The organism is Acetobacterium carbinolicum (assembly GCF_047456275.1).
GTDB lineage: Bacteria > Bacillota > Clostridia > Eubacteriales > Eubacteriaceae > Acetobacterium > Acetobacterium carbinolicum.
Genome location: NZ_CP173357.1, coordinates 3,332,232 through 3,354,657 on the forward strand (window position 1 = coordinate 3,332,232; position 22,426 = coordinate 3,354,657).

18 protein-coding genes and 1 other annotated feature are annotated in these 22,426 nt (G+C 43.3%); of the genes, 6 read left to right on the forward strand and 12 right to left on the reverse strand.

Annotated features, from left to right (window positions below):
* Positions 1–178 precede the first annotated feature (178 nt).
* The gene (locus ACIZ62_RS15505) at positions 179–913 is read right to left on the reverse strand and encodes an HAD family hydrolase (RefSeq protein ID WP_111889063.1); all 735 of its coding nucleotides are present in this window, start codon (positions 911–913) and stop codon (positions 179–181) included.
* A gap of 119 nt (positions 914–1,032) precedes the next feature.
* On the opposite strand from ACIZ62_RS15505, the gene ACIZ62_RS15510 reads away from it, so the two are divergent.
* Positions 1,033–1,668 (forward strand): lactate utilization protein, encoded by a 636-nt coding sequence (locus tag ACIZ62_RS15510; RefSeq protein ID WP_414150564.1) that lies wholly within the window; start codon positions 1,033–1,035, stop codon positions 1,666–1,668.
* Positions 1,658–2,566, forward strand: coding sequence for a prephenate dehydratase (gene pheA / locus ACIZ62_RS15515; protein WP_111889061.1), 909 nt, complete (start codon positions 1,658–1,660; stop codon positions 2,564–2,566). Before ACIZ62_RS15510 ends, pheA begins: the two co-directional genes overlap by 11 nt.
* A gap of 80 nt (positions 2,567–2,646) precedes the next feature.
* On the opposite strand, the gene ACIZ62_RS15520 is transcribed toward pheA, so the two are convergent.
* The 3 genes from ACIZ62_RS15520 to ileS form a co-directional block, all read right to left on the reverse strand.
* Positions 2,647–2,967 (reverse strand): hypothetical protein, encoded by a 321-nt coding sequence (locus ACIZ62_RS15520; RefSeq protein ID WP_111889060.1) that lies wholly within the window; start codon positions 2,965–2,967, stop codon positions 2,647–2,649.
* A gap of 36 nt (positions 2,968–3,003) precedes the next feature.
* Positions 3,004–4,764 (reverse strand): flagellinolysin, encoded by a 1,761-nt coding sequence (locus ACIZ62_RS15525; protein WP_414150565.1) that lies wholly within the window; start codon positions 4,762–4,764, stop codon positions 3,004–3,006.
* Positions 4,765–5,017: 253 nt separating this feature from the next.
* Positions 5,018–8,116, reverse strand: a complete 3,099-nt coding sequence (gene ileS, locus ACIZ62_RS15530; protein ID WP_414150566.1) for an isoleucine--tRNA ligase — start codon at positions 8,114–8,116, stop codon at positions 5,018–5,020.
* Between the two features lie 186 nt (positions 8,117–8,302).
* Positions 8,303–8,528: a binding site (T-box leader), on the reverse strand.
* 226 nt (positions 8,529–8,754) lie between these two features.
* Between ileS and ACIZ62_RS15535 the strand changes: the two genes are divergently transcribed.
* Positions 8,755–9,339: a hypothetical protein gene (locus ACIZ62_RS15535; protein WP_414150567.1), complete on the forward strand. Its 585-nt coding sequence runs from the start codon at positions 8,755–8,757 to the stop codon at positions 9,337–9,339.
* Between the two features lie 129 nt (positions 9,340–9,468).
* A complete protein-coding gene (locus tag ACIZ62_RS15540; RefSeq protein ID WP_111889057.1) occupies positions 9,469–9,963 on the forward strand; it encodes an ECF transporter S component in 495 nt (164 codons plus the stop codon).
* A 301-nt stretch (positions 9,964–10,264) separates the two neighbouring features.
* On the opposite strand, the gene ACIZ62_RS15545 is transcribed toward ACIZ62_RS15540, so the two are convergent.
* Positions 10,265–10,738, reverse strand: coding sequence for a gamma carbonic anhydrase family protein (locus tag ACIZ62_RS15545; protein ID WP_414150568.1), 474 nt, complete (start codon positions 10,736–10,738; stop codon positions 10,265–10,267).
* Between the two features lie 126 nt (positions 10,739–10,864).
* On the opposite strand from ACIZ62_RS15545, the gene ACIZ62_RS15550 reads away from it, so the two are divergent.
* Together ACIZ62_RS15550 and ACIZ62_RS15555 are read left to right on the forward strand one after the other, a co-directional pair.
* The gene (locus tag ACIZ62_RS15550) at positions 10,865–12,769 is read left to right on the forward strand and encodes an ABC-F family ATP-binding cassette domain-containing protein (protein WP_414150569.1); all 1,905 of its coding nucleotides are present in this window, start codon (positions 10,865–10,867) and stop codon (positions 12,767–12,769) included.
* A 66-nt stretch (positions 12,770–12,835) separates the two neighbouring features.
* A complete protein-coding gene (locus ACIZ62_RS15555) occupies positions 12,836–13,597 on the forward strand; it encodes an exodeoxyribonuclease III (protein ID WP_414150570.1) in 762 nt (253 codons plus the stop codon).
* A 183-nt stretch (positions 13,598–13,780) separates the two neighbouring features.
* Here ACIZ62_RS15555 and ACIZ62_RS15560 read toward each other — a convergent pair whose 3' ends face one another.
* The 7 genes from ACIZ62_RS15560 to fdhF form a co-directional block, all read right to left on the reverse strand.
* Entirely contained in the window at positions 13,781–15,262 is a 1,482-nt protein-coding gene (locus tag ACIZ62_RS15560) for a UDP-N-acetylmuramoyl-L-alanyl-D-glutamate--2,6-diaminopimelate ligase (protein WP_414150571.1), read from the reverse strand.
* Between the two features lie 181 nt (positions 15,263–15,443).
* Positions 15,444–16,139: a DUF1638 domain-containing protein gene (locus tag ACIZ62_RS15565; RefSeq protein ID WP_111889052.1), complete on the reverse strand. Its 696-nt coding sequence runs from the start codon at positions 16,137–16,139 to the stop codon at positions 15,444–15,446.
* A 22-nt stretch (positions 16,140–16,161) separates the two neighbouring features.
* Positions 16,162–16,866 (reverse strand): GntR family transcriptional regulator, encoded by a 705-nt coding sequence (locus ACIZ62_RS15570; RefSeq protein ID WP_414150572.1) that lies wholly within the window; start codon positions 16,864–16,866, stop codon positions 16,162–16,164.
* Positions 16,867–16,893: 27 nt separating this feature from the next.
* Positions 16,894–17,544, reverse strand: coding sequence for a B12-binding domain-containing protein (locus tag ACIZ62_RS15575; protein ID WP_111889050.1), 651 nt, complete (start codon positions 17,542–17,544; stop codon positions 16,894–16,896).
* A 572-nt stretch (positions 17,545–18,116) separates the two neighbouring features.
* Positions 18,117–18,746: a B12-binding domain-containing protein gene (locus ACIZ62_RS15580; protein ID WP_111889049.1), complete on the reverse strand. Its 630-nt coding sequence runs from the start codon at positions 18,744–18,746 to the stop codon at positions 18,117–18,119.
* A 206-nt stretch (positions 18,747–18,952) separates the two neighbouring features.
* Positions 18,953–19,564: a molybdenum cofactor guanylyltransferase gene (locus ACIZ62_RS15585; protein ID WP_414150573.1), complete on the reverse strand. Its 612-nt coding sequence runs from the start codon at positions 19,562–19,564 to the stop codon at positions 18,953–18,955.
* 140 nt (positions 19,565–19,704) lie between these two features.
* Complete coding sequence (fdhF, locus tag ACIZ62_RS15590) at positions 19,705–22,380, reverse strand: formate dehydrogenase subunit alpha (protein WP_414150574.1); 2,676 nt, start codon at positions 22,378–22,380, stop codon at positions 19,705–19,707.
* Positions 22,381–22,426: the final 46 nt, after the last annotated feature.

The following is a 22,426-nucleotide window of genomic DNA, read 5'->3' on the forward strand; positions in this document are numbered from 1 at the left end:
CTCTGTGGTTTTCTCTTTGTTAGTATACCACAGTTTTGATCAAAAGTAAAATTTTTTATTATAACAAGACCTGGTTTTTTTGTCAATATGTAATTTTGATTTTCGTTTACAGCTTGTTTATCGTTTACAGTTCTGGCGTTTTCAAGTCTTTGCTCATTTTACTTCTAATCCCACCAGCTCATCCGTGTTTTTTCTTATGAGCATTGGGGTTAGGTTCTGGGGTTTCGTTAAAAAGCGAATACATTTCCTTCCCATAGCGCAGGGCTTCCACAATCCGCATCGGGTTATGTAGCCAAATGGCATCATCCAACTTGGTCAACACTTCAAAGGACTCAAATCCCCAGGTACATAAAACCGGCAGCATTTCTGCTCTTAAGGCGGTTTCATAATCAACGGTGGAATCCCCGACAAATAGACACTCATGGGGTTTTACACCCATTTTTTCAGCTAATCTTAAGGTTGTTTCCGGATTTGGTTTTCTCAGTTCATCTTTTGTAAAACCGACCACATCGACAAAATCGTAGTCTTTGAACAAAGCACTTACCAACGCTTTTGCTGCCGCATCTGGTTTGTTGGTGCAAACGCTAAATGGGATTTCATGGAATTTTAAATAATCCAGCAGTTTTGTAATTCCCGGATAGGGCCTGGTTTTTTTTATGTAGTTTGAAGCATACTCCGCTTTTAGCATTTCTGTTAATTCATCAACAAAAACATCATCACTCCGATATTTTTCCGGTATGGCATCCCGGGTCAGATTTCTTAAGCCTCTGCCAATTAATTTTTTTCCCTCGTCATAGGAGTGAACCGGAAATCGATTGTACTTCAAAATCCCGTTGACCGAATCAATCAAATCTTCCAGCGAATTGACCAGGGTACCGTCTAAATCAAAGATAACGCCCTTATACTTATGCATGTTGTCCTCCTGAGATATTACATATTTTTTATTATTATACCCCATTTTTTTAATAAATTTTGTTTTTTTAACAACTTTGGATTATAATAAGATTATTAATTTTCTCTGGAGGTATCATTTTGGGTTACAAGGAAGATAATTATCTGAATCTCAGTAAATCTTTAATTAAAAAACTTGAAAAACGAAATTTTAAGGGCTATTTTTGCAAAACCGCCCATGAAGGCCTAGAACTGGCTTTATCGATGATTCCTAGCGGCGTCAGTGTGACCCATGGCGGGTCTGAATCGATTAAGGAAATTGGTCTGCTTGATGCGGTTAAAAATGGCAATTACCAATATATTGACCGCAGTCTGGCTAAGACGCCGCAGGAAAAAAGAGAAGTGGTTGCCCAGGGAGTACTCGCCCACACGTTTCTGACCGGTACCAACGCCATTACTATGAACGGGGAACTGGTCAATGTGGATGGGATGAGCAACCGGGTAGCACTGATGTGCTTTGGTCCGGAACAGGTAATTGTTATTGCCGGGATCAACAAGGTGGTTGCCAATACCGAGGCCGGGATTTATCGGGCCCAAAATATTGCTGCACCAGTGAATGCCATCCGTCACAATGCCAAAACGCCTTGTTATGATACCGGCAACTGTGCCCACTGTCATAGTGATGACTGTATGTGCGCCAATATCGTGGTCACAAGACACAGCCGAATCCCTGATCGAATTAAGGTTATCCTGATCGGAGAAAATATTGGCTACTAAAACAAATCATGAAGCTAATGCCTTAAATGCGTTAAAACAAGCCTTTTTGGTCTATCCTCAAACCATCAAGAAAGAACCTCGGGTAGCTTATGCCGGAACCCGGGGTTCTTATGGCGAAGAAGCCAGCCTGGCTTTTTTTAAGCAGCACTGCGAGCTGTTTCCCTTTAAAACCTTTGAGGATGTTTTTGTAGCCCTGAGTCAGGGGTCAATCGATTACGGAGTACTCCCGATTGAAAACTCATCCACCGGGTCCATTGCCGCTGTTTATGACCTGCTGTCCCGTTATCAGTATTATATCGTCGGCGAAGAAGAGATCAAAGCCCGACACTGTCTGCTGGCGCCAAAGGGAGCCAGCTTTGAGACCATTGCCGAGGTTTATTCCCATCCCCAGGGATTTTCACAATCCCAGGAATTTCTAAATGATTATACCCGCTGGAAGTGCATTCCCTATTACAATACCGCCATTGCTGCGGCTTATGTTGCTGAAAAAAGCGACCCCACCATGGCCGCTATTGCCAGCAAACGGGCCGCAGAAATCTATGATCTGGAAGTACTGGCTGAAAACATCAACTTTTCCCAAACCAATGTAACTCGGTTTGTCGTTATTTCCCGGAAGATTGAACTCTTTAAAAATCCTACCCGGGTCAGTATTGCCTTTCGGCTGCCCCACCGTCCCGGATCACTTTATGAAATCATCGGGATTTTTTCGGTTTTCTCTCTAAATCTCTGTAAGATCGAATCTCGCCCACTTTTAAAAGAGAATTGGGAATACCTGTTTTTTATCGACTTCACCGGCAATATTTCCCAAAACACCCTGGTGAACCTGTTGCCGATCATCGAAGAAAAGGCGGAATATTTTCAATTCTTAGGGTATTATCCGCAGTTTGAAGAAAAATAATCTTTATCATGACTAAACCAATAAAACCCCAGATTTTAGACATTAAACCGTCTTAAACCTGGGGTTATTAATATTGAACCTTAATCATAGAAGGTCATTCTGATCTCTCCATTGGCGTCTGTCACGGCGCTGTAGTCGTCAGATTGACAATTCGGACAGCGGGCTTTTGCCTTAATCCGATAATGGCCATCGTGACATCGTCCAGCTATGGCTTCCACCTTTTCATTAAAAGAAAACGCTGGATCCTGCTTTTTTATTTTTTCCAGTACTTCTTCCTGGCGGATAACTTTTTCTTCGCCACAGGTATCGCAGTGGAGCAGATAAAAATCCAGTCCACCACCTTCCCGGACTTCAAACTCGGTTTGGCACTGATTGCACCTGGCCATAAACTGTCTACCCAATTTTTCCGCCTCCTTATTTTAAGCTAATCAGCTACTTTAGGCTAATAGCTGCAAGACACTCTGTGGTTGCTGATTAGCCTGAGATAGCATTGCCTGGGCCGCTTGCTGCAGGATATTGTTTTTGGTAAAATTCATCATTTCCTTGGCCATATCCACATCCCGGATCCGGGATTCTGATGAGCTTAAGTTTTCTGATGCTGATTCCAGATTTCTGGTGGTATGCTCCAATCGGTTCTGGTAGGCACCCAATCGGGAACGCTCGGCAGAAACTCGGGAAATCGCCGAATCACAAGAACTAATGGCATTGTTTGCCAATGTATAACTATCCACCTTTAAACTGGAAATGCCCAGTGCCGCTGCCCGCATATCGCTCGTGAGCAACTCCATGGATTGCCCCGTATTGGCACCGATTTGAATAGCAAATGACTTGCCAACTGAAGATGCCAGATCCGGCCAGGTAATGTTAAAACCGCTCATCGGTTGATCGACTTCTGATGCACTGGCTCCGCCTGTTTCCGGCATGATCGATTCGGCCGTTTTTGCGGTACCGGCAGCAGCATCTGAACCGGTGGCTGAACCGGTATCGACTTCATTTCCGGCATCTAATACAACACCGGTTGTCGCACCCAAACTGCCCGTTGTTACATTTGCTTTAAACTGAGCGATCCAAGTCGAGGTGCTGTCAAAACTCAGTCCAGCATGTGTCGCCTTTACCGATGCCAAAGCCTGATCAAGATTATGCGTCGGATTTGCAGCCAGATAAGTGGTTACTTCTCTAATGCCGGTTGCCCCACCATTAAGGCGTATCTGCTTATCCAGATACCGCGTCGCTAAATAGGCTGATGCATAGTCATTGGAATTTCCATCCCAGGCCCCATAAGAGCCGTCGCCGATATTTGACACCACATTTTCTATACTGCCCAATAATGCAATGCCCGATTTAAGCCGCTCGTCGCCACCATGGGTAAACTCCGCGATCCCCTCATTAAACCAGATTGGTAAATCTCCAAAATTCATCGTCGACATCATCACCGCATGAGTAATCTCATGGGCAATCACCCGATCCACATATTGGGGTGCCGTCCCCCCATCGATAGTATCGGTGGGTTGGGAATAAGCCAAATTAATCTTTAACGACAGATTTGATCCTTGCCCAGTAATACCAGGGGTTCCTACCATATTAGCGGGGTCCGAGGTAAAACTGCCTTGAACATAGGCCGCATAGCTGCTGGACGGATCATTAATAATTTCCACACTCATATTAATCCCACTGGCCGTTAAGCCATAGCTACTCGTTACGAGATCTTCCGCTTCTTCTAGCCACCACTTTTTAAGACTGGAAACCAGATTCAGCTGATCTGACGCACTGACCGAGGCATTGCCCTGATTGAGCAGCTTCATGGTATTAAATTCGGTGTCATTGCCTATCCGGTCAACTTCCTTGGTCAGTTGATTAATCTCGTTTTGAATGGCTTCCCGGTCTTCCACAGCATTGACATCATTGGCCGCCTGCACCGACAGCTCCCGCATCCGCTGGATTAGGGAGTGCGTTTCGCTCAAAGCCCCTTCAGCGGTTTGGATTAGTGAGATGGCATCTCTGGCATTATTGCCAGCCTGATCCAGCCCTCGGATCTGTCCCCTCATTTTTTCAGAAATAGCCAGTCCCGCCGCATTATCCCCGGCCCGGTTGATACTCTGCCCGGAAGATAATTTTTCCAGAGACTTGCTGACATTATTACTATTATTTGTTAATTGACGATAATTATTGATTGCCATGATATTATGGTTAATTCTCATTTGGTCACCTCCTTCCACGCTAAATCTACCAGGTCATCATGATCAGATAAAAATACGAAGCGAACTTGCTTAAGTGACAATACTTACTAAACACCAATATTCAACATTCGCATTTCAATATATATCGGTCAAAACGGAGACAACCATTAGTTTTTTTTAGTAATTTTTTAACATTTGCTAAACATTTCTTTTTTTTGTTTTTCTTCTCTCCATTTTCATAAAAAAACGACGGTACCAGCGCACCGTCATTTATTTATTTCTTTATAAGCTCAATCCTTGTATCATGTCCGTTCAGACTAAACACTTCCCCCACACCGGCTGCTATACTAATCGTATCCGCCAGGGTTTCGGTTTTAATAAAATCAGTAAAGATCTTAATGGCCCGATCCATTTGTGCATCACTGCTATAGCTAATGTCGATGCGGTCCATGACTTCATAGCCGCTTGACTTTCGTAGTTGTTGAATGCGAGAGACAAATTCCCGGGCACAGCCTTCATCGAGCAAATCCTGATTTAAGCTGGTATCGAGAATGATAAACTTGTTGTTAAACATCTGCACATTAAAGCCTTCTTTAGCGGAAATTCGAATGTCAATGAAATCTTTGCGCAGTTCAAGACTTTGTCCATCCAGCTCAATTACAAAGCTGCCATCGGCTTCAAGCTTGGCTACCACCTCACTGGCTTCTACCGATGCCAGTGCCTTGCCCAACAGCTTGACATTTTTGCCGAGCACCGGGCCGGCCACCTTAAAGTCCGGTTTTAGGGCATAGTTCATAAAATCACCCAGATTTTCTTCAAAGACAACCTGTTTAATATTTAATTCTTCTTCGATCAGGACACATAAATCGCCCAGCGTTTCCCGGTATTTACCATCCACAATAATTTTAGACAAGGGTTGTCGCACCTTGATCTGGGCTTCTTCGCGGGCACCCCGACCAAGGCTGACCAGTTCTCTGACCAGATCCATTGGTTCTTCAATGGCATCCTCAATTAGCGCTTCATTGGCGGTGGGATAATCGGCCAGATGGACAGAGATACCATCAGTCAGTTTTTGGTACAGTTCTTCGGTGATATAAGGCGCAAAGGGGGCACAGAGGCGAACCACGCCTTCTAATACTTCCCAGGTGGTGTTGTAAACCGCTTTTTTATCTTCCGTCAGTTCGGTTCCCCAGAAGCGGCGACGATTGCGGCGGATGTACCAGTTAGATAAATCTTCATTGACAAAGTTCTGGATTTTTTTGACTGCTTTGGTTAAATCAAAGACTTCCATTTCTTCCCTAACTTCTTTAACCAGTCGGTTATATTTAGACAGAATCCAGGCATCGATTTCCGGACGCTTGGCATAGGGCACAAAAAACGCTCTTGGGTCAATGTTATCGGTGTTGGCATAAAGGGCAAAGAAATGATAGGTATTTTTCAGGGTGTTAAAGAACTTGCTTTGCACCTCTTTGATTCCCTTAACATCAAAACGGGTCGGAGTCCAGGCTGGTGATACATAAAGCAGATACCAACGCAGCGCATCAGCCCCGTATTCAGCAAACATTTCAAAGGGATCAACACTATTGCCCTTTGTTTTCGACATTTTCTGTCCTTCAGCATCAAGAATCAGGTCATTGACCAATACTTTTTTATAGGGTGCTTTTCCGGTTACAAAGGAGGAAATTGCCAGTAATGAATAAAACCAGCCGCGGGTCTGGTCAATCCCTTCACAAATGAAATCAGCCGGGAATTGTTCTTCCCACAATTCTTTATTTTCAAAGGGGTAGTGATACTGGGCAAAGGGCATCGAGCCGGAATCAAACCAGCAGTCAATGACATCTTTGACCCGGGTCATTGTTTTGCCACAATCGGGACAGGTGAAATGGACATCGTCGACGTAAGGGCGGTGCAGCTCTATGCTTTCATCGATGTTTTCAACAGCCCGCTCGACTAATTCTTTGCGGGAACCGACGGTTTCCAGCTTACCACATTCCTCACAGCGCCAAACTGGCAGTGGTGTTCCCCAGTAGCGGCTACGAGAGATGGCCCAGTCGTTAAGGTTTTCCAGCCAGTTGCCAAAACGTTTTTCGCCGACAAAATCCGGGTACCATTCGACGCCATTATTGTTTTCAATTAAACGGTCCTTAATCTTGGTCATTTCCAGATACCAGCTTGGTTTGGCATAATAGAGCAAAGGGGTTTTACAGCGCCAGCAATGGGGATAATTATGGGTGACTTTTTCTTTTTTAAACAGTTTTCCTTCGGCCTTCAGCCATTTGATAATATCCAGATCGGCGTCGATGACAAATTGTCCCTTCCAGGGGGTGTCGGTGTATTTTCCGTCCTCGGCCACTGGCTGCAACACCGGCAGGTTGTACTGACGACCAACCTTGTAGTCATCTTCCCCAAAGGCGGGAGCGATATGAACAATCCCGGTACCGTCTTCGGTGGTGACATAATCGGCACAGGTGACAAAAAAGGCTTTTTTATCGGGAACCACGAACGGCATCAGCTGTTCATACTCAACGTATTCCAGCGCCGAGCCCTTCATTTCTTCCAGAATCTCGTAGTCTTCACCCAATAACTTGGGTGCTAAAACCTTGGCGCAGATATAAACTTCATCATTGCTGCGGGCTTTAATGTAGTCGGCATCGGGATGAACGGCCAGGGCGACATTGGCCGCCAATGTCCAGGGGGTGGTGGTCCACACCAAAAAGTATTCGTTGGCATCGCTTCGTTTAAATGCGGCCACAACGGTATTACTTTTTATTTCCTGATAACCCTGGGCAACCTCGTGCGATGCCAGACCGGTACCGCAACGGGGACAATAAGGCATGATCTTGTGACCTTCATAAAGAAAGCCTTCTTTATTGAACTTATCCAGAATCCACCAGACGGTTTCAATATAATTATTATCCAACGTAATGTAAGGATCTTCCATATCGATGAAATAACCCATTTTGCGGCTCATTTCTTTCCATTGGCTTTCATAATTAAAGACCGATTCCTTACATTTTTCGTTGAACTTATCGATGCCGTAAGCTTCAATTTCCAGTTTGCTGGAAAGACCCAACTGTTTTTCCACTTCGATTTCCACCGGTAGGCCATGAGTGTCCCAACCGCCTTTACGAATGACCCGATAACCATCCATGACCTTGTATTTACAGACCGTATCTTTTAGGGTTCGGGCCAACACGTGATGAATCCCGGGCCGACCATTTGCAGTTGGGGGCCCTTCATAAAAGACAAAATTTTCTTGTCCTTCCCGATTATCAATGGTTTTCTGCAAAAGATTCATGGCTTCCCATTGCTTAGAGATCACGTCTTCTCTTTCGCCGATTTTTCCTTCTATTAATGTTTTGAACTGTGCCAAATTTCTACCTCCATAAAGTCTCTTTCCTTGAATTAAATGATTTAAGTTGACTGTGTTGTAAGCGTATGTTTTGAATTAAATACCCAAACTATGCGCTTATCTCGTTGCTTTGATAAAATAAAAGCTCGCGCGTAAATGTGCTAAACGGTGCTAATCAACAAATACAAAAAACGCCCCCTGAAAAATCCAAGGGACGAAAAATCGCGGTACCACCCAAGTTGGCAGAAAACTGCCCACTCTATGAATTTAACGGTTCCCCGGAATTTCCTATTCTGATTTAACCAACGGTTAACCAGTCTTCAAAAATTCTGTTCAAAGGTGATCTCTCTGAGGTGTCTTTTAATAATCTTTCACCAAAATGATTATCTCTCTGTTAAAGCATTCCCCACAGCGTCCTTATCTTCACATTTATATTCTTCATTTCTATTTATATCGATAAAAGCGTAATAGATTTCTTTTATATTCTATCCAATATCCTTAATAAAATCAAGTTTTTTGAAATCTTTATTCTAAAATTTAAGAATCTCGGTTATAATGCTAATAAGCACTCAATCGGTAATCAGGTAATTAAGAAAGCCCGTTAGCTTTCGTTATCGTTTCTCGATTGCCTGCCAATTGCATTTAAAAAGGAGTTATTTATGAAAATACGTTATGTCCTTCTTTCGCTTTTACTCATTGGCGTTCTTATCACTGGTGCCGCCCTGCTGATGCCAAAGCTGATAAACGATGAAGAAACAGCGACTAAAGAAACCAATACCACGACAACAACTAAGCAGCCGGAACCTATAAAGAACAACGAACCAGACACAACAGCAACAACTGCCATCGTCGTACCTGAAGAAATGCAAACCGTTATTGAGGAAAATAATGAAGAAATTTATGTTGATGAAGCCGGTCTTCTCGCTGGCAATTATCCCACCCAAATGGTACCTCTCTATGGTGTAACCAGTCTTTCTCAGTCTCATCAGATTACCGGTGTATCCGGACAGCCGGGCTGGAAAACGTCTTATGTTTCTGACTATTCCACCGACGAAATCCTTGTTTTCTATCAGAACTTGCTAACGAGTGCCCCGGATTATTCTGAGGAAGTGGTTTCAGCAACAACCAACCTCAAGGGAACCGTCAGCGGTTATACGATCAGCATTTCAATTTCACCCAACAACCCGGACAAAACGGACCTCCCGGGGAACAGTGCCGTTAATATCTTTATTGAACAGGTCTGATGGGTTCAGATTTTTCAAAAAATCGACGAATTCAAGCCCTTGTTTTTTAAAACAACTATGAGATAATTTTATACTAAGTCGACTGTTTATCGTTGGCTTAGTATTTTTTTAGAATTGAGGTACTTAAAGATGAATGACCAAACCAAAAAAATCACCTACACGGCATTAATGATGGCACTCACTTTTGTGATGACATCCCTTGTGAAGATCCCTCTTCCCACGGGCTATATTCATCCCGGTGATGGTGCAGTTCTTTTATCCGCTTTTATTTTAGGTCCCTGGGGCGGCCTGATTGCCGCTGGAATCGGATCGGCCAGTGCTGACTATTTCGGGGGCTACGGGGCCTATGTGCTGCCCACCTTTATTGCCAAAGGCTCAATGGCCTTTATTTTCGGTTACCTGATGAAGCGTTTTCCCGAAAAGAATTTGCTGTTCTTCGCTTTTCCCGCCGTCATTGCCATGACTGCTGTATATTTCGTTTCTGAAGTAATCATGTACGGCAACGTTGCCGGCCCTTTGGTGAACCTGCCCTTTAGTGTACTGCAAGGCCTGGTGGGAATTGTGCTAGTCACCATTCTCTACAAACCACTGGAACGCTTTCGCCTTAACCCCGTCAAGTTTTAGCAACTAAAAAAGACCCAAGGGTCTGAGGTTATCAAAAAAAATAACCCAGTACCGACAATTGTTACATCATGTTGTACGCATCGGAGCGGACACGGCAGAGCCTGTCGGATTCTGCGCGAAGGCAACGAGCCAATCACAAGCTTGCTTGTAGTTGGCGACTGCCCGCGACCAATGCGAAAGGAGCAAAGCGGATTTCGCATGGCGCGGCGAACAACAGATTAACAATTGGTCGGTACGGTAGTTTATCACTAACCTCAAAGACCCAAGGGTCTTTTTTAGTTGCACCGTGTTTGCAGACGGTTTACATATAGCCCTTCATCGTATCGAGGTATTCTTCGGCGTTGTCCCGGATGCTCTGAATTTCTTCGGGTTTCAGGGCTCTGGCAACTTTCGCCGGGCTGCCCATAATTAAAGAATTGGGCGGGAATACCTTTCCCTGGGTCACCAGTGAACCGGCTCCAACAATCGAGTTGTCACCAATTTTTGCGCCATTTAAAATGATGGCACCCATACCGACTAAGACATTATCACCAATTTCGCAGCCGTGAATCGTGGCATTATGGCCGATGCTAACCCCTGCCCCGATGACAGTGGGATAACCCGAGGCCACGTGAACCACCGTACCATCCTGAATATTGGTCCGATCACCAATGGTGATGCTATCGACATCACCCCGAATGACCGCTTGGAACCATACTGAGATAAAATCCCCAAGTTTTACTTTTCCTGCAACATCTGCACTTTTTGCTATAAAAATGGTTTTACCCAACATCATTTTGTACACCCCACCTTAATTTGTTACTACATAATACTATTTTCAGGACTTTTTGTAAAGTTTTTCCATGATTCCTTCCCATTTATGTTAAACTATTAGCAAAATGAAAACACAAAGGACAAGTCAATGAATATTGCCAGTATTGAAAATCTCAAAAAAACATATGGGGTTAAAACCCTATTTAACCATATCTCATTTTCCATTGCCGACACCGATAAAATCGGGGTGATTGGCGTCAATGGATCGGGAAAAACCTCAATGTTGCGAATTATTGGAAACCTCGATAGCCCGGATGCCGGGGAGGTTAAATTTTTCGGATCCCAGCGGGTTGAAATTCTTTCCCAGGACCCCGATCTTGACCCCGATACCACCGTGCTTTCTCAGGTTTTTTCAGCTAATTCGCCGGAAATGAACCTGGTCCGGGATTATGAGTCTACCCTGGCCGCATTGGATATCTCGCCGGAGGAGGTGTCGCTCCAAAAGCGGCTGATGTCTTTATCCCAACGCATCGATGACGAAAATCTCTGGAATCTGAAATCCCAGGTCGAAACGATCCTCTCACAACTGGGCATTCATGACTATCATAAACAAATTAGTCAGCTTTCCGGGGGACAGCGCAAGCGGGTGGCGATGGCCTCAGCCCTGCTGACACCCTGTGATCTGCTGATTCTCGATGAGCCCACCAATCATCTCGACAATGATACTATTGCCTGGCTTGAAAACTATCTACTAAACCGTAGAGGGGCGCTGCTGATGGTCACCCATGACCGCTATTTTCTGGATCGGGTCGTAACCAAAACCATCGAACTCGATATGGGCAACCTTTATGAATACACCGGAAATTATTCCGACTTTTTAGAACAGAAAGCCAACCGTCGGGAAGCCCAAACCGCGATTGAAGAGAAACGTCAAAACCTCTATCGTCGCGAACTGGCCTGGATCCGCCGCGGTGCCCGAGCCCGGACCACCAAACAAAAAGCCAGAATTCAACGCTTTGAAGAAATCAAAGAACGGGCCACTGATCTTTCTGAGAACCAGATGGAAATCTCGGTCGGTTTTTCCCGTCTTGGTAAAAAGGTCATTGAAATCGAGCATTTGAGTAAATCTTTTGGTGCTGGAAAAATCATCGACGATTTTTCGATGATCCTGGGGCCCAGCGAACGGATTGGAATCATCGGGAAAAACGGTTATGGCAAATCCACCTTACTTAATTTGTTATCCGGAAAACTACAGCCCGATCGTGGCACCATCATTCTGGGCGACACCGTCAAACTCGGTTATTTTTCTCAGGAATCTGAAGATATGGATCTAAGTCTGCGGGCTATTGATTATATTCGGCAGAAAGCCGAAGTGATGGAAAATTCCCGGGGCGAAATTGTCACCGCAGCTCAGATGATGGAACTATTTCTTTTTGATAAAAACAGCCAATGGGTTTATATATCCGAGCTTTCCGGCGGCGAACGACGGCGGCTCTACCTGTTGGGGATCTTAATGATGGCTCCCAATGTGCTGCTTTTTGATGAACCTACCAATGATCTGGATATTGACACCCTGACCATTCTGGAAGCCTACCTGGACGAGTTTCAAGGATCAATGCTGACCGTTTCTCATGACCGTTATTTTCTTGATCGCACCTGCGAACAGATTTTTTCCTTTGACGGTCACGGTCATATTACTACCCAAACCGGCAATTATTCGGATTATATCAGTAAACATCCGCTAAGCGGACTGGGTAACCGGGAAGACGCCCCGAATCAAACGGTTAAAAAACCCGAACAGCCCCCGCTTGAAAAACCTAAAACCCGCAAGCCCGGTCTGACCTACAAGGAAAAACGAGAGCAGGAAACCCTCCTGCAGGATCTGGAAAGCAAAGATCATCGGCTGGATTTTGTCACCCAGAAGCTGACGGAAATAACTAAGGACTACACCGTCCTGCAGGAACTGGCAGAAGAAAAAGCGATTCTGGAAGAAGAATTATTAGAAATCATGGATCGTCTGGAAACCCTCGAAAGTCTGGAAAAAGGGGAGTAATTTGATGGCCCTGGTTTGAAAATAACCGGTTTAATAGTTAAATTTAATAATATAGGAAGGTAACATATGAAAATTATCTCGTGGAACGTCAACGGCATTCGGGCGGTAGAAAAAAAAGGGTTTCTAACCTTTATTTTAGAAACCGATCCTGATATTCTTTGCATTCAGGAAACGAAAGCTCACGACCATCAGCTAGAAGACAATTTGCTTAACATCCCCGGCTATTTTGCCTATTTTCACTCCGGTGAAAAAAAAGGTTACAGCGGTACCGCGGTTTATTACAAAACAAAGCCGCTGGCCATCCGCACCGGTTTATCTGACGCTGTTTTTAACAACGAGGGCCGCACCATTATTATGGAATACCCGGATTTTATCCTTTATAATGTCTATTTCCCCAATGGCCAGAAAGATGAGCAGCGGCTTGCTTTCAAGATGGATTTCAACCGCTGTCTTCAAGATGATATAAAAGAACTCCTGGCCGCCGGCAAAAACGTCATCGTCTGTGGTGATATCAACATTGCCCATCGGGAAGTCGATTTGAAAAATCCCAAGGAAAATTCCAAGCGCTCTGGCTTCCTGCCCGAAGAACGAGCCTGGATTGATGATTTCCTTAGCATCGGCATGGTTGACAGTTGGCGGGTGCAACACCCCGAAACAATCAAATACAGCTGGTGGTCCTACCGCTTCAATGCCCGGGCCAACAACGCCGGATGGCGGATTGATTCTTTCTTTGTTTCTGAACGCTTCATGCCCCAGGTCGCGTGCACCGACATCTTAGACACGGTAATGGGCTCCGATCATTGCCCGATCGTTTTAACCCTAAAATGATAAAAAGCTCCCGATAACTCTAAACATAATGCTAACGCAGTACCGACAATTATTAATCTGATTGTATGCATCGGGGCGGACCTGGCAGCGCCTGTCCGATCCCGCAGCGAACCACAGCTTAAAATTGGTCGGTACGGTAGATCGCCGACAACCTAAAAAGCACCCGATCGGTGCTTTTTTTTGTTAAGCTTTCAGTTTTAACCGGGCAACGGCTTCTCTGGCTGTGTCCCATTCATTATAATAAAGCGTTTCATCTTTCATGATTTCCTGCTTTTCATGGCCTTTTCCAGCCAGCACCAGTACATCTCCCGGCTGACATAGCGATGCTCCATAATAGACGCCTTCATGGCGGTGTTCCACAGTAGCGTATTGATCAGTTTTCTCACGGACGCCCGCAACCACAGCGCCGATGATGTCCATAGGATTTTCGCTGGCTGGATTGTCCGAAGTTACCACGACCATATCGGCATTTGCGCCGGCGATCCGGCCCATGATCGGCCGTTTTTCCTTGTCCCGATCGCCATTACAGCCAAAGACCAGGACAATCCGCCCCTTAAATATTTTTCGTACCGACTGGAGCAGTTTTTCCAGAGAATCCGGAGAGTGGGCATAATCGATAATAACATCAAAGGGGGCCTCAACTTCCAGAATTTCCATCCGGCCTTCTACTCCCGGCATTGTTGCCAGTGCTTTCCGGATCACTCCCATTGGCACCCCTTCCGCCACTGCGGCTATAATGGCGGCCATGGCGTTATAAACCATAAACTCACCGGGGATATTTAAAAATAATTGCTCTTCTGAATCTGGCGTAACGAGCGTAAATTTCGTTCCTTTGGGCCCAAAGATCAGGTCTCTGGCAAAATAATCATGAGCCGGATTTAAGCCGTAGGTGATCACTGGTAGTGCTGATTTTTCATCCAACAATTCACACAACTTACCGCCCCAGGTGTCATCGCCATTGATGATATTGGCTTTTTTTACCTGAAAAAAAAGTTTCGCTTTGGCCGCAAAATAATTCTCAAAGGTTTTATGATAATCTAAATGATCCTGGGTCAGATTGGTGAAAATGCCATAATCAAAATCGACTCCATTGACCCGATCGAGGGCCAGACCATGGGAAGAGACTTCCATAAATAAGTGAGAACAGCCCCCATCCTTCATTTCTTTAATAATCTCCTGAACTTCCAGGGATTCCGGGGTGGTTCGTCCCCGATTGTCAATTACCTGATCCCCGATCAGATTATTAATGGTCCCAATTAAGCCACATTTTTTTCTCTGCGTTTCAAAAATATGTTTAAGCATATAGGTCAAGGAAGTTTTCCCATTGGTTCCGGTAATGCCAGTGACTACCATGGATTCTGAAGGTTTTTCATAAAAACAGCTCCCCAAGATTCCCAGGGCATAGCGGGAATCTTTTACTTTTATGTACACGATATCTGGTTGATAGTCAGTCAGATCGTCCTGGTGGACCACGGCACGAGCGCCCTGACTAATGGCATTGCCAATGTACTGATGGCCGTTTGTCACATAGCCGGGTATCGCTACAAACAGGCTATCTGCCACGGCTTCCCGGGAATTGTAGCAAATTTTTTTTATATCACAATCAGGCTGATTGTTTCTAATCTCAATTATTTTTAGTTCATTTAACAGTTGTTCCAGTTTCATTGCTTTTCCTCTCTTTTAAAAACTGATTTAAAACCCTTTTGTTATTATACCGTTTCCCAATTTATCTGTCTATATTTGTGTTTGACTGCTATTATTTTCTCTACTAAGATTCAATAAAAAAAGAGATACTTTTTTAGTATCTCCCGCGAAAATAAACGTCATTTTGAGCCCTGTGCATTTTTCACATTTTAAATGTATTTGCACAGGATGCCACCATACATTCCACCCCAAAATCATCCTTGGTTACTTTAGTTCCTGCTTCAATCACCGCCACCCGATGATCCCAGTTAAGGGAAAGAAACATTTCCAGCAGTCCCACATCCCCCTGGGTGATAATAAAATCCAATTTCAGAACCTGGCTTAAATGTCTGGCGCAGTGCGTCCAATTCTCCAGATTATAAGCACCGGAATCAATCATCATTAGGGTTTTATAATTCTTAAACATAATTTCCATAATCACTTCTGCCCGTTTAGGACCATACTTATTAATGGCATAATGATATTCTTCTTTTAAAGATTTTTTCCCCATCATCCACCCTTTAGTAATAAAATAGGTTTCCCCCCGGATGGATTTGAGCTTATCTTTATTGTGGAGCAGCATTTGAATGCAATCTTCAGCGCGTAACAAGGCCAGCCTGGCGTGGTCACTTTGCAATCCAATCAGTGCTTTTCCGCAGTTTCCGTAACCCAAAAGGATCATATCGTAGTCCTGATGGTTATCGATCTCTTTTTGTAGTTCTAAGTTTAGCACATCCGGGTTGTTATGAAGTTCTGCACTCATCCAAATGGTATCATAATTAATGTCGGTATTCTTCATCGCTAAGCTCATCTCATCCTGAATCATCCCACATGCAATTAATAAGATACTCTTTTTCATTCTATACCTCAGTTATTCATAACTAATCGAAGGAGGCAACTGCCTCCAACCCGGAATCATCACCCGTAAAGTACATAAGTCCCCATCCAATGGGGTGATCTTTTTCATCCAGCAACTTTTGTTCCACCACTAAAACCGGATCACCGTCCATGATATCAAGCACCTGACTGACTTCTCCTTTTGCGGCCATTGCTCGAATTTTGAGCTTTTTACTCATCGCAAAAATGGAGTTCTTTTTTGCTACCATCTCGGGAAATGTAGCATAACGAATCTCTTTTTCGACAATCGGAATACCCCGATAATAAGGAATATATTTGACATCAAAGGCCTTAACCACCCCATCGCTGACAAAGACACGTTTCACCACAATGACGTGTTTATTTTCCGGAATTTCCAGATTGAAACCCACTTCATAACTGGGTTTCACCACATTTACTTCAATCAGCCGGATTTCCTCGCCTTTTTTTTCAGTTGTCATCATTTCGTCAAAATGAAGTGTATACGAATCCAGATTAGGCTCACAAACATAGTTGCCTTTACCCGGAATGGAGTAGATATAACCCTCATTGACAAGAACAGCTAGCCCTTTTCTGACTGTCATTCGACTGACATTAAACTCTTCGCAAAGAAGATTTTCTGATTGTATGGCATCACCCGGTTTTATTTCTTCACTGGTTATTCTATATTTTATTGCATCAACTATTTTTAAATATTCGGGGGATCCCATTTTTCTACCACCTTGGTCTATTTATCATTATTTTTTTTGCCCGTTTTTTTCGATCATCCACAATTTGCATTTTTCGACACCGGTCATTACATCTTTGGTTGCAAAATCTGCGCCGACAATCTGTGCTGCTTTTTCATCAATGACGGCACCGCCGATAATCACGCGATAATTATCACGGATTCCCCGGTTGACCAATTCGCAAACAACCGCTCGCATTTCGTAAATGGTTTCTTGTTGCATCCCGCTCATTCCGATAATATCGGGCTTGGCGGTTTCAATGGCGGCGATGACCTGATAAAGGGAAGCATCGGTTCCTAAATCAATGAGTTCAAATCCCGCGGTTCTGGCAAATGACCCAAAAATATTTTTACCGATATCATGGCAATCCCCAGATACTGAAAAAAGTAACAATCTGCCGATTTTATTTTTAGGAGTTACCTTCGTAACTTCCTTCAGCTCTTCCAGTTCCATCACTTCCTGAAAAATAATCCCGGCAAAAATTAAATCAGCGATAAAATAGTCACTGGTTTCATATAGCTTACCCACCCGCTCCATTCCGGTTTGCAGCCAATCAAAAATATCAATCGGTTTAAACCCTTTTCGAAGAGCAATTCGAACGAGCTCCAGGGTTCGATCTTCATATAATCCTTCAATGGATCTTACAATGCTATGTTTCATAATTTAAGTTTCACTCCCTCAAAGGTGTAGATTTAATATCACTGCCATGTTCGGTCGCCATGCCTTATCTTAATGATCACACCTGGAATTACAGATCTGCAATTTCTACAATTCTTTTAATTATAACCTAAATTGTTTTTTTTGATAATAGTATAATTAAAATAAATCTTATATTTTTACGATTTAAAGTTTAGCGGCCTTTGCTCTTCTAAATTGAAGTGCAAAAACCAATAAAAGCACCTGAACAAATGCACAAAAAAAACATTTTCAATCGTGGCGCTGTGGTCCGGTTCTTTTAGAAACCCTTTTTATGGCGTCGCTAATTTCTGCCGGGATCAAAAATTATTAGACGTTTTCCACCTTCAACATTTTCCGATTCTCTTGAAATCGTTTGTCGAAATTATACCATACTTATATCGACCTGTATATACAATTATCTACAAATCTACTGCTTCAGGGTAAAAGCGGCTGTCTTTTTGATATAAAAAAAGGATAAAAAGCCGAGCTATTGCTCTTCTACTTATCCTTAATAATCTATTTATTTTTAGGTTGTACCGACATTCCTATCGGCGTTACACCCAACCCTGACAGATTTTTACACCTTCAGCGGCATTAGTCGTAAACTGGTCAGCACCTACATACTCACAGGATTCTTTCGTGACCGGATTTCCGCCAATAATCACTTTAACATTAACACCCGCTGCTTTTAGTGCATCCACGGTTTCTTTCATGGAGTCAATGGCCAATGTTAAGACCCCGCTCATTCCGATGATTGCCGGTTTGCAGTCTTTGGCTTTTTCAACAAAGATCTCTGGTGCCACATCGATTCCCAAATCAATCACTTCAAAACCAGCCGCTTCAGACATACTTTTAAAAATATTTTTCCCGATATCATGTAAATCGCCATGAACTGTTCCGACAATGATGGTACCCGCAACAGCCGAATCTTCACTTCCTAGAACGGGCTTTAAAACATTGATTGCTTCGGTTAATAATTCTCCGGCAAAGATCAGATCGCCGACAAAATATTCACCTTTTTCAAAAAGATCGCCTACAATTGCCATACCACCTTGACAGGCCGCAACTGCTTCTTGTGCTTCAGCTTCTGAAGGATTTGTCGCTACGAAATCACTTAATAATTCCATTACATCTTCTTCTTCTAAATCTCCAACTGCCTGCGTTAAAACCTTTAAATCCAGCATTTTAATACCCTTCCTTTGAAAAAAATCATCTCATAAAAACTTGTGTGACATGTGTGTACATGTTTGTATTCATATGATACACCTTAACGGACTCATTGTCAAGTAAACGCTGTCAATTTATTGTCGTTTTATTTAAGTGCCGACCAAACCTTATCCATCCTAAACCTTAACTTCTCGACGCATCGATTGTACTAATTTAACCTCGTCTAACACTTTTTTTTATTTCTGAGATGGTCTTTTAATTCTCTCGGCGTGTTTAGATTACAAAACATTTCCCATTCCGGGCTGTAAAGCCGCCCCATTGACTCATCGATATAATATAGCTTTTCCTTTTCAAAACATTTGTAGATGCTCTTTCTTCCGGTGTCTAAAAATGTTTTTATTGACGGTAGTAAATCCACCTTATAAAAGGCATTAAACGGTTCAATCCATTCTTCAAAACGCGTCACACAACCCGAGATGTCTGGATTTTCCACAATTATTTTTTTCATATAGGATACATAATCACTGTTGTAAAATGGCATATCACAAGCCGTGACATAAAGATATTCAGACTTTGACTGTAACAGCGCTGTATAAATTCCCACTAACGACGCCGATAATTCCAGTGTATCGGGATAGACACCCCTTAAACCTTTAATACCCGGAATATCGTCCTGGGTACAGCCAATCACGATGATATCCTCAAAGTCCGCAGACAGTTGATTGACAATCAGTTGTAAGATATTTTCCCCGCCTACACGCAATTTTTTCTTATCATATCCCATTCGCCGGCTGAGTCCGCCAGCAAGGATTGCTGCAGTTTTTATTTGTTCCACGACCATCCTCCTGTGCAAATTGGCACCCTGTCATCTTATTGAATCTTTTGATTCCTGCCGCGAAAATTAATAACCTAAAAAAGGGGAGCTTTCGCACCCCTTCAGTATTGCAAAAATTTTAGCTTTATTTAATACTTTTTCTATTTTGTGATTCGAACTTTTGACACTTTCAATGGTGGAATTTTCGCAATGGGATCGACCGCACCACCAGTTAAGCAGTTTGCTCCACCATCACCATAATGGAAAGGCATAAATAGATTGTTCTCCATGATCCCATCATTAAAACGCGTTTTGGCAGAAACACTTCCCCGAGGTGAGGTAACATGAATCATATCACCTTCTGCAATTCCATATTCCAAAGCTTTTGCCGGATTGATTTCAACAAATGCATCGCCTGCAATCGCTTCAATTCCTGGTGTTCGTTTTGTCATGGTTCTTGTGTGGTAGTGTTCAAGAATTCGGCCCGTCATTAATATCAATGGGTATTCGTCATCAGCCTGATCTTCTGGCGGGATATAATCGGCAATCATAAACGCACCCAGTCCTCTTGTGAATTTTCCGGCATGAAGGAATTTTGCACCTTCAGAATCCTTACTCAAACACGGCCATTGAATACGATCACCATTACTTAGGCGTTCATGCGATACTCCGGTATAACTTGGGGTTACTGACGAAATTTCTTCCATAATTTCTGAAGCACTGTTAAAATCAAAGCCCTTAACACCCATTTCTTTTGCTATCATCCCAATAATTTCCCAGTCATTTTTAGCAACGCCCGGGGCATCAACGGCCTTTCTCAACAACTGAATACGTCGCTCTGTATTTGTAAATGTTCCATCTTTTTCAGCATAAACATGGGCCGGTAAGACAACATCCGCATATTCAGTGGTCTCAGTCAGGAAAATATCCTGAACAACGATGAAATTGGCATTTTCCAGAGATTCCTTGACATGATTGGTGTTGGGATCTGAAACCATCGGATTTTCACCCATAACATATAAAAACTTAATCGTTTTATCCCCTACGCCGTCAATAATTTCGGTTAAGGTTTTGCCTGTGTTTTGCGGCAGTTTTGCGTCCCAGGCCTTTTCAAACTTTTCAACCGCTTCAGGGTTTGCTGTTTTTTGATAACCTGGCAAATCACCCGGCAGGGCTCCCATATCGCAAGCTCCCTGAACATTGTTCTGACCGCGAAGCGGATTTACGCCGCAACCTTCGCGACCAATTTTTCCGGTCAGCATAGCCAGATTGGCAGTCGACATAACCCCGTCCGTGCCGGTACTAAACTGCGTAACACCCATGGAATAAAAAATTCCACCACGATCCTTTGTTGCATAAAGAACGCCTGCTTTTCGCATTTCCTCTGGATCAACGCCACATATTTCAGCGCATTTTTCGACCGTGAGCGTATCCATAAATTCTAAAAATGCCTCAAAACCTTCAGTTCGTTCATTAATAAAGGTTTTATCTTCAAGACCGGCATCCAAAATGGCCCGCATCAGTCCATTAAATAAGGCAACATTTGTTCCTGGTTTGATCTGTAAATAAACATCGGCATAATTCGCCAGTTCAATCTTTCGTGGTTCAGCAACAATCAAAGCTGCTCCCTGAGCTTTTCGTTGTTTTATTTTTGCACCGATAACAGGGTGTGTCTCGGTTGTATTTGAACCTGAGACAAGTATCACGTCCATAACGTCGATTTCTTCGATACTGTTGGTCATGGCACCACTACCAAAGGACTTAGCCAAGCCAGCAACTGTGGAAGCATGACACAAGCGGGCACAATGATCGACGTTATTTGACTCTCCTACCGTTCTGATAAACTTCTGGAAAACATAATTATCTTCATTGGTGCAACGTGCCGATGACAATCCGGCCACTGCCTGTGGACCTTCTTGCTTCGCTTCTTTAAGCTTTTGAGCTACTAATGAAATTGCCTCTTCCCAGCTTGCTTCTTGCAAAACGCCATCTTTTCGAATCAACGGCGTTGTCAATCGATCGGGACTGCTAACAAAATCATAAGCAAAACGACCTTTTACACAGAGCAAATTATCGTTTACATTTCCCTCGGTGCTGAATACATCGGTAATTTTATTATCAACTACTTTTAAATTCAAGGTACATCCGACACCACAATAGGGACAGACTGTTTGAACATGTTTGGTGTAGCCAAACGGCTTAAACTTTTTAGGTGCCAGCGCCCCGGTTGGACAGACAGCAATGCAATTTCCACAACTGACACAATCGGTATTACCTCTTGGCAAGTCACCGAATGTTTTAATAATATTATCCTTTTCAGGATCGAATCCCGCTAAAATATGACTGCATTGTAAATGATCACATGCTTTTATACAGCGGCCACATAGGACGCACTTACCTGGATCATAAAAATAAAACGGATTAGAATCATCAATTTGTCGATCGGCATACCCTTCTGTTCCCACCGCCTTGTATGTATCAAAGTCGATTAAATTTGCATTGTTTTCCACAAAGAAACATGTCTCATATTTATAACAAGCCATGCAATCAAATTTATGATCGACCATCAATGCTTTTAGTGCCTGACGTCGCTCGTTTCTTACTACAAATGTGTCGGTATAAACCACCATACCTTCAGCAACTGGAGTTGAACAGGCTTTTTCTAATTCCTTTGAACCGACTACCTCAACCAAACACATCCGACAGGTTCCATCCGGACTGAAATCTTTAAAACTACACAGGGTTGGAATTTCAATGCCAATGGAACTCGCTGCTTTTAAAATTGTTGTTCCAAGTTCGGCACTGATCGCCTTCCCATCAATTGTTAAATTAACCATTTTTTTTCCCCTTTCTTTGAGTAATTCCAATTATATTCGAAAAGGA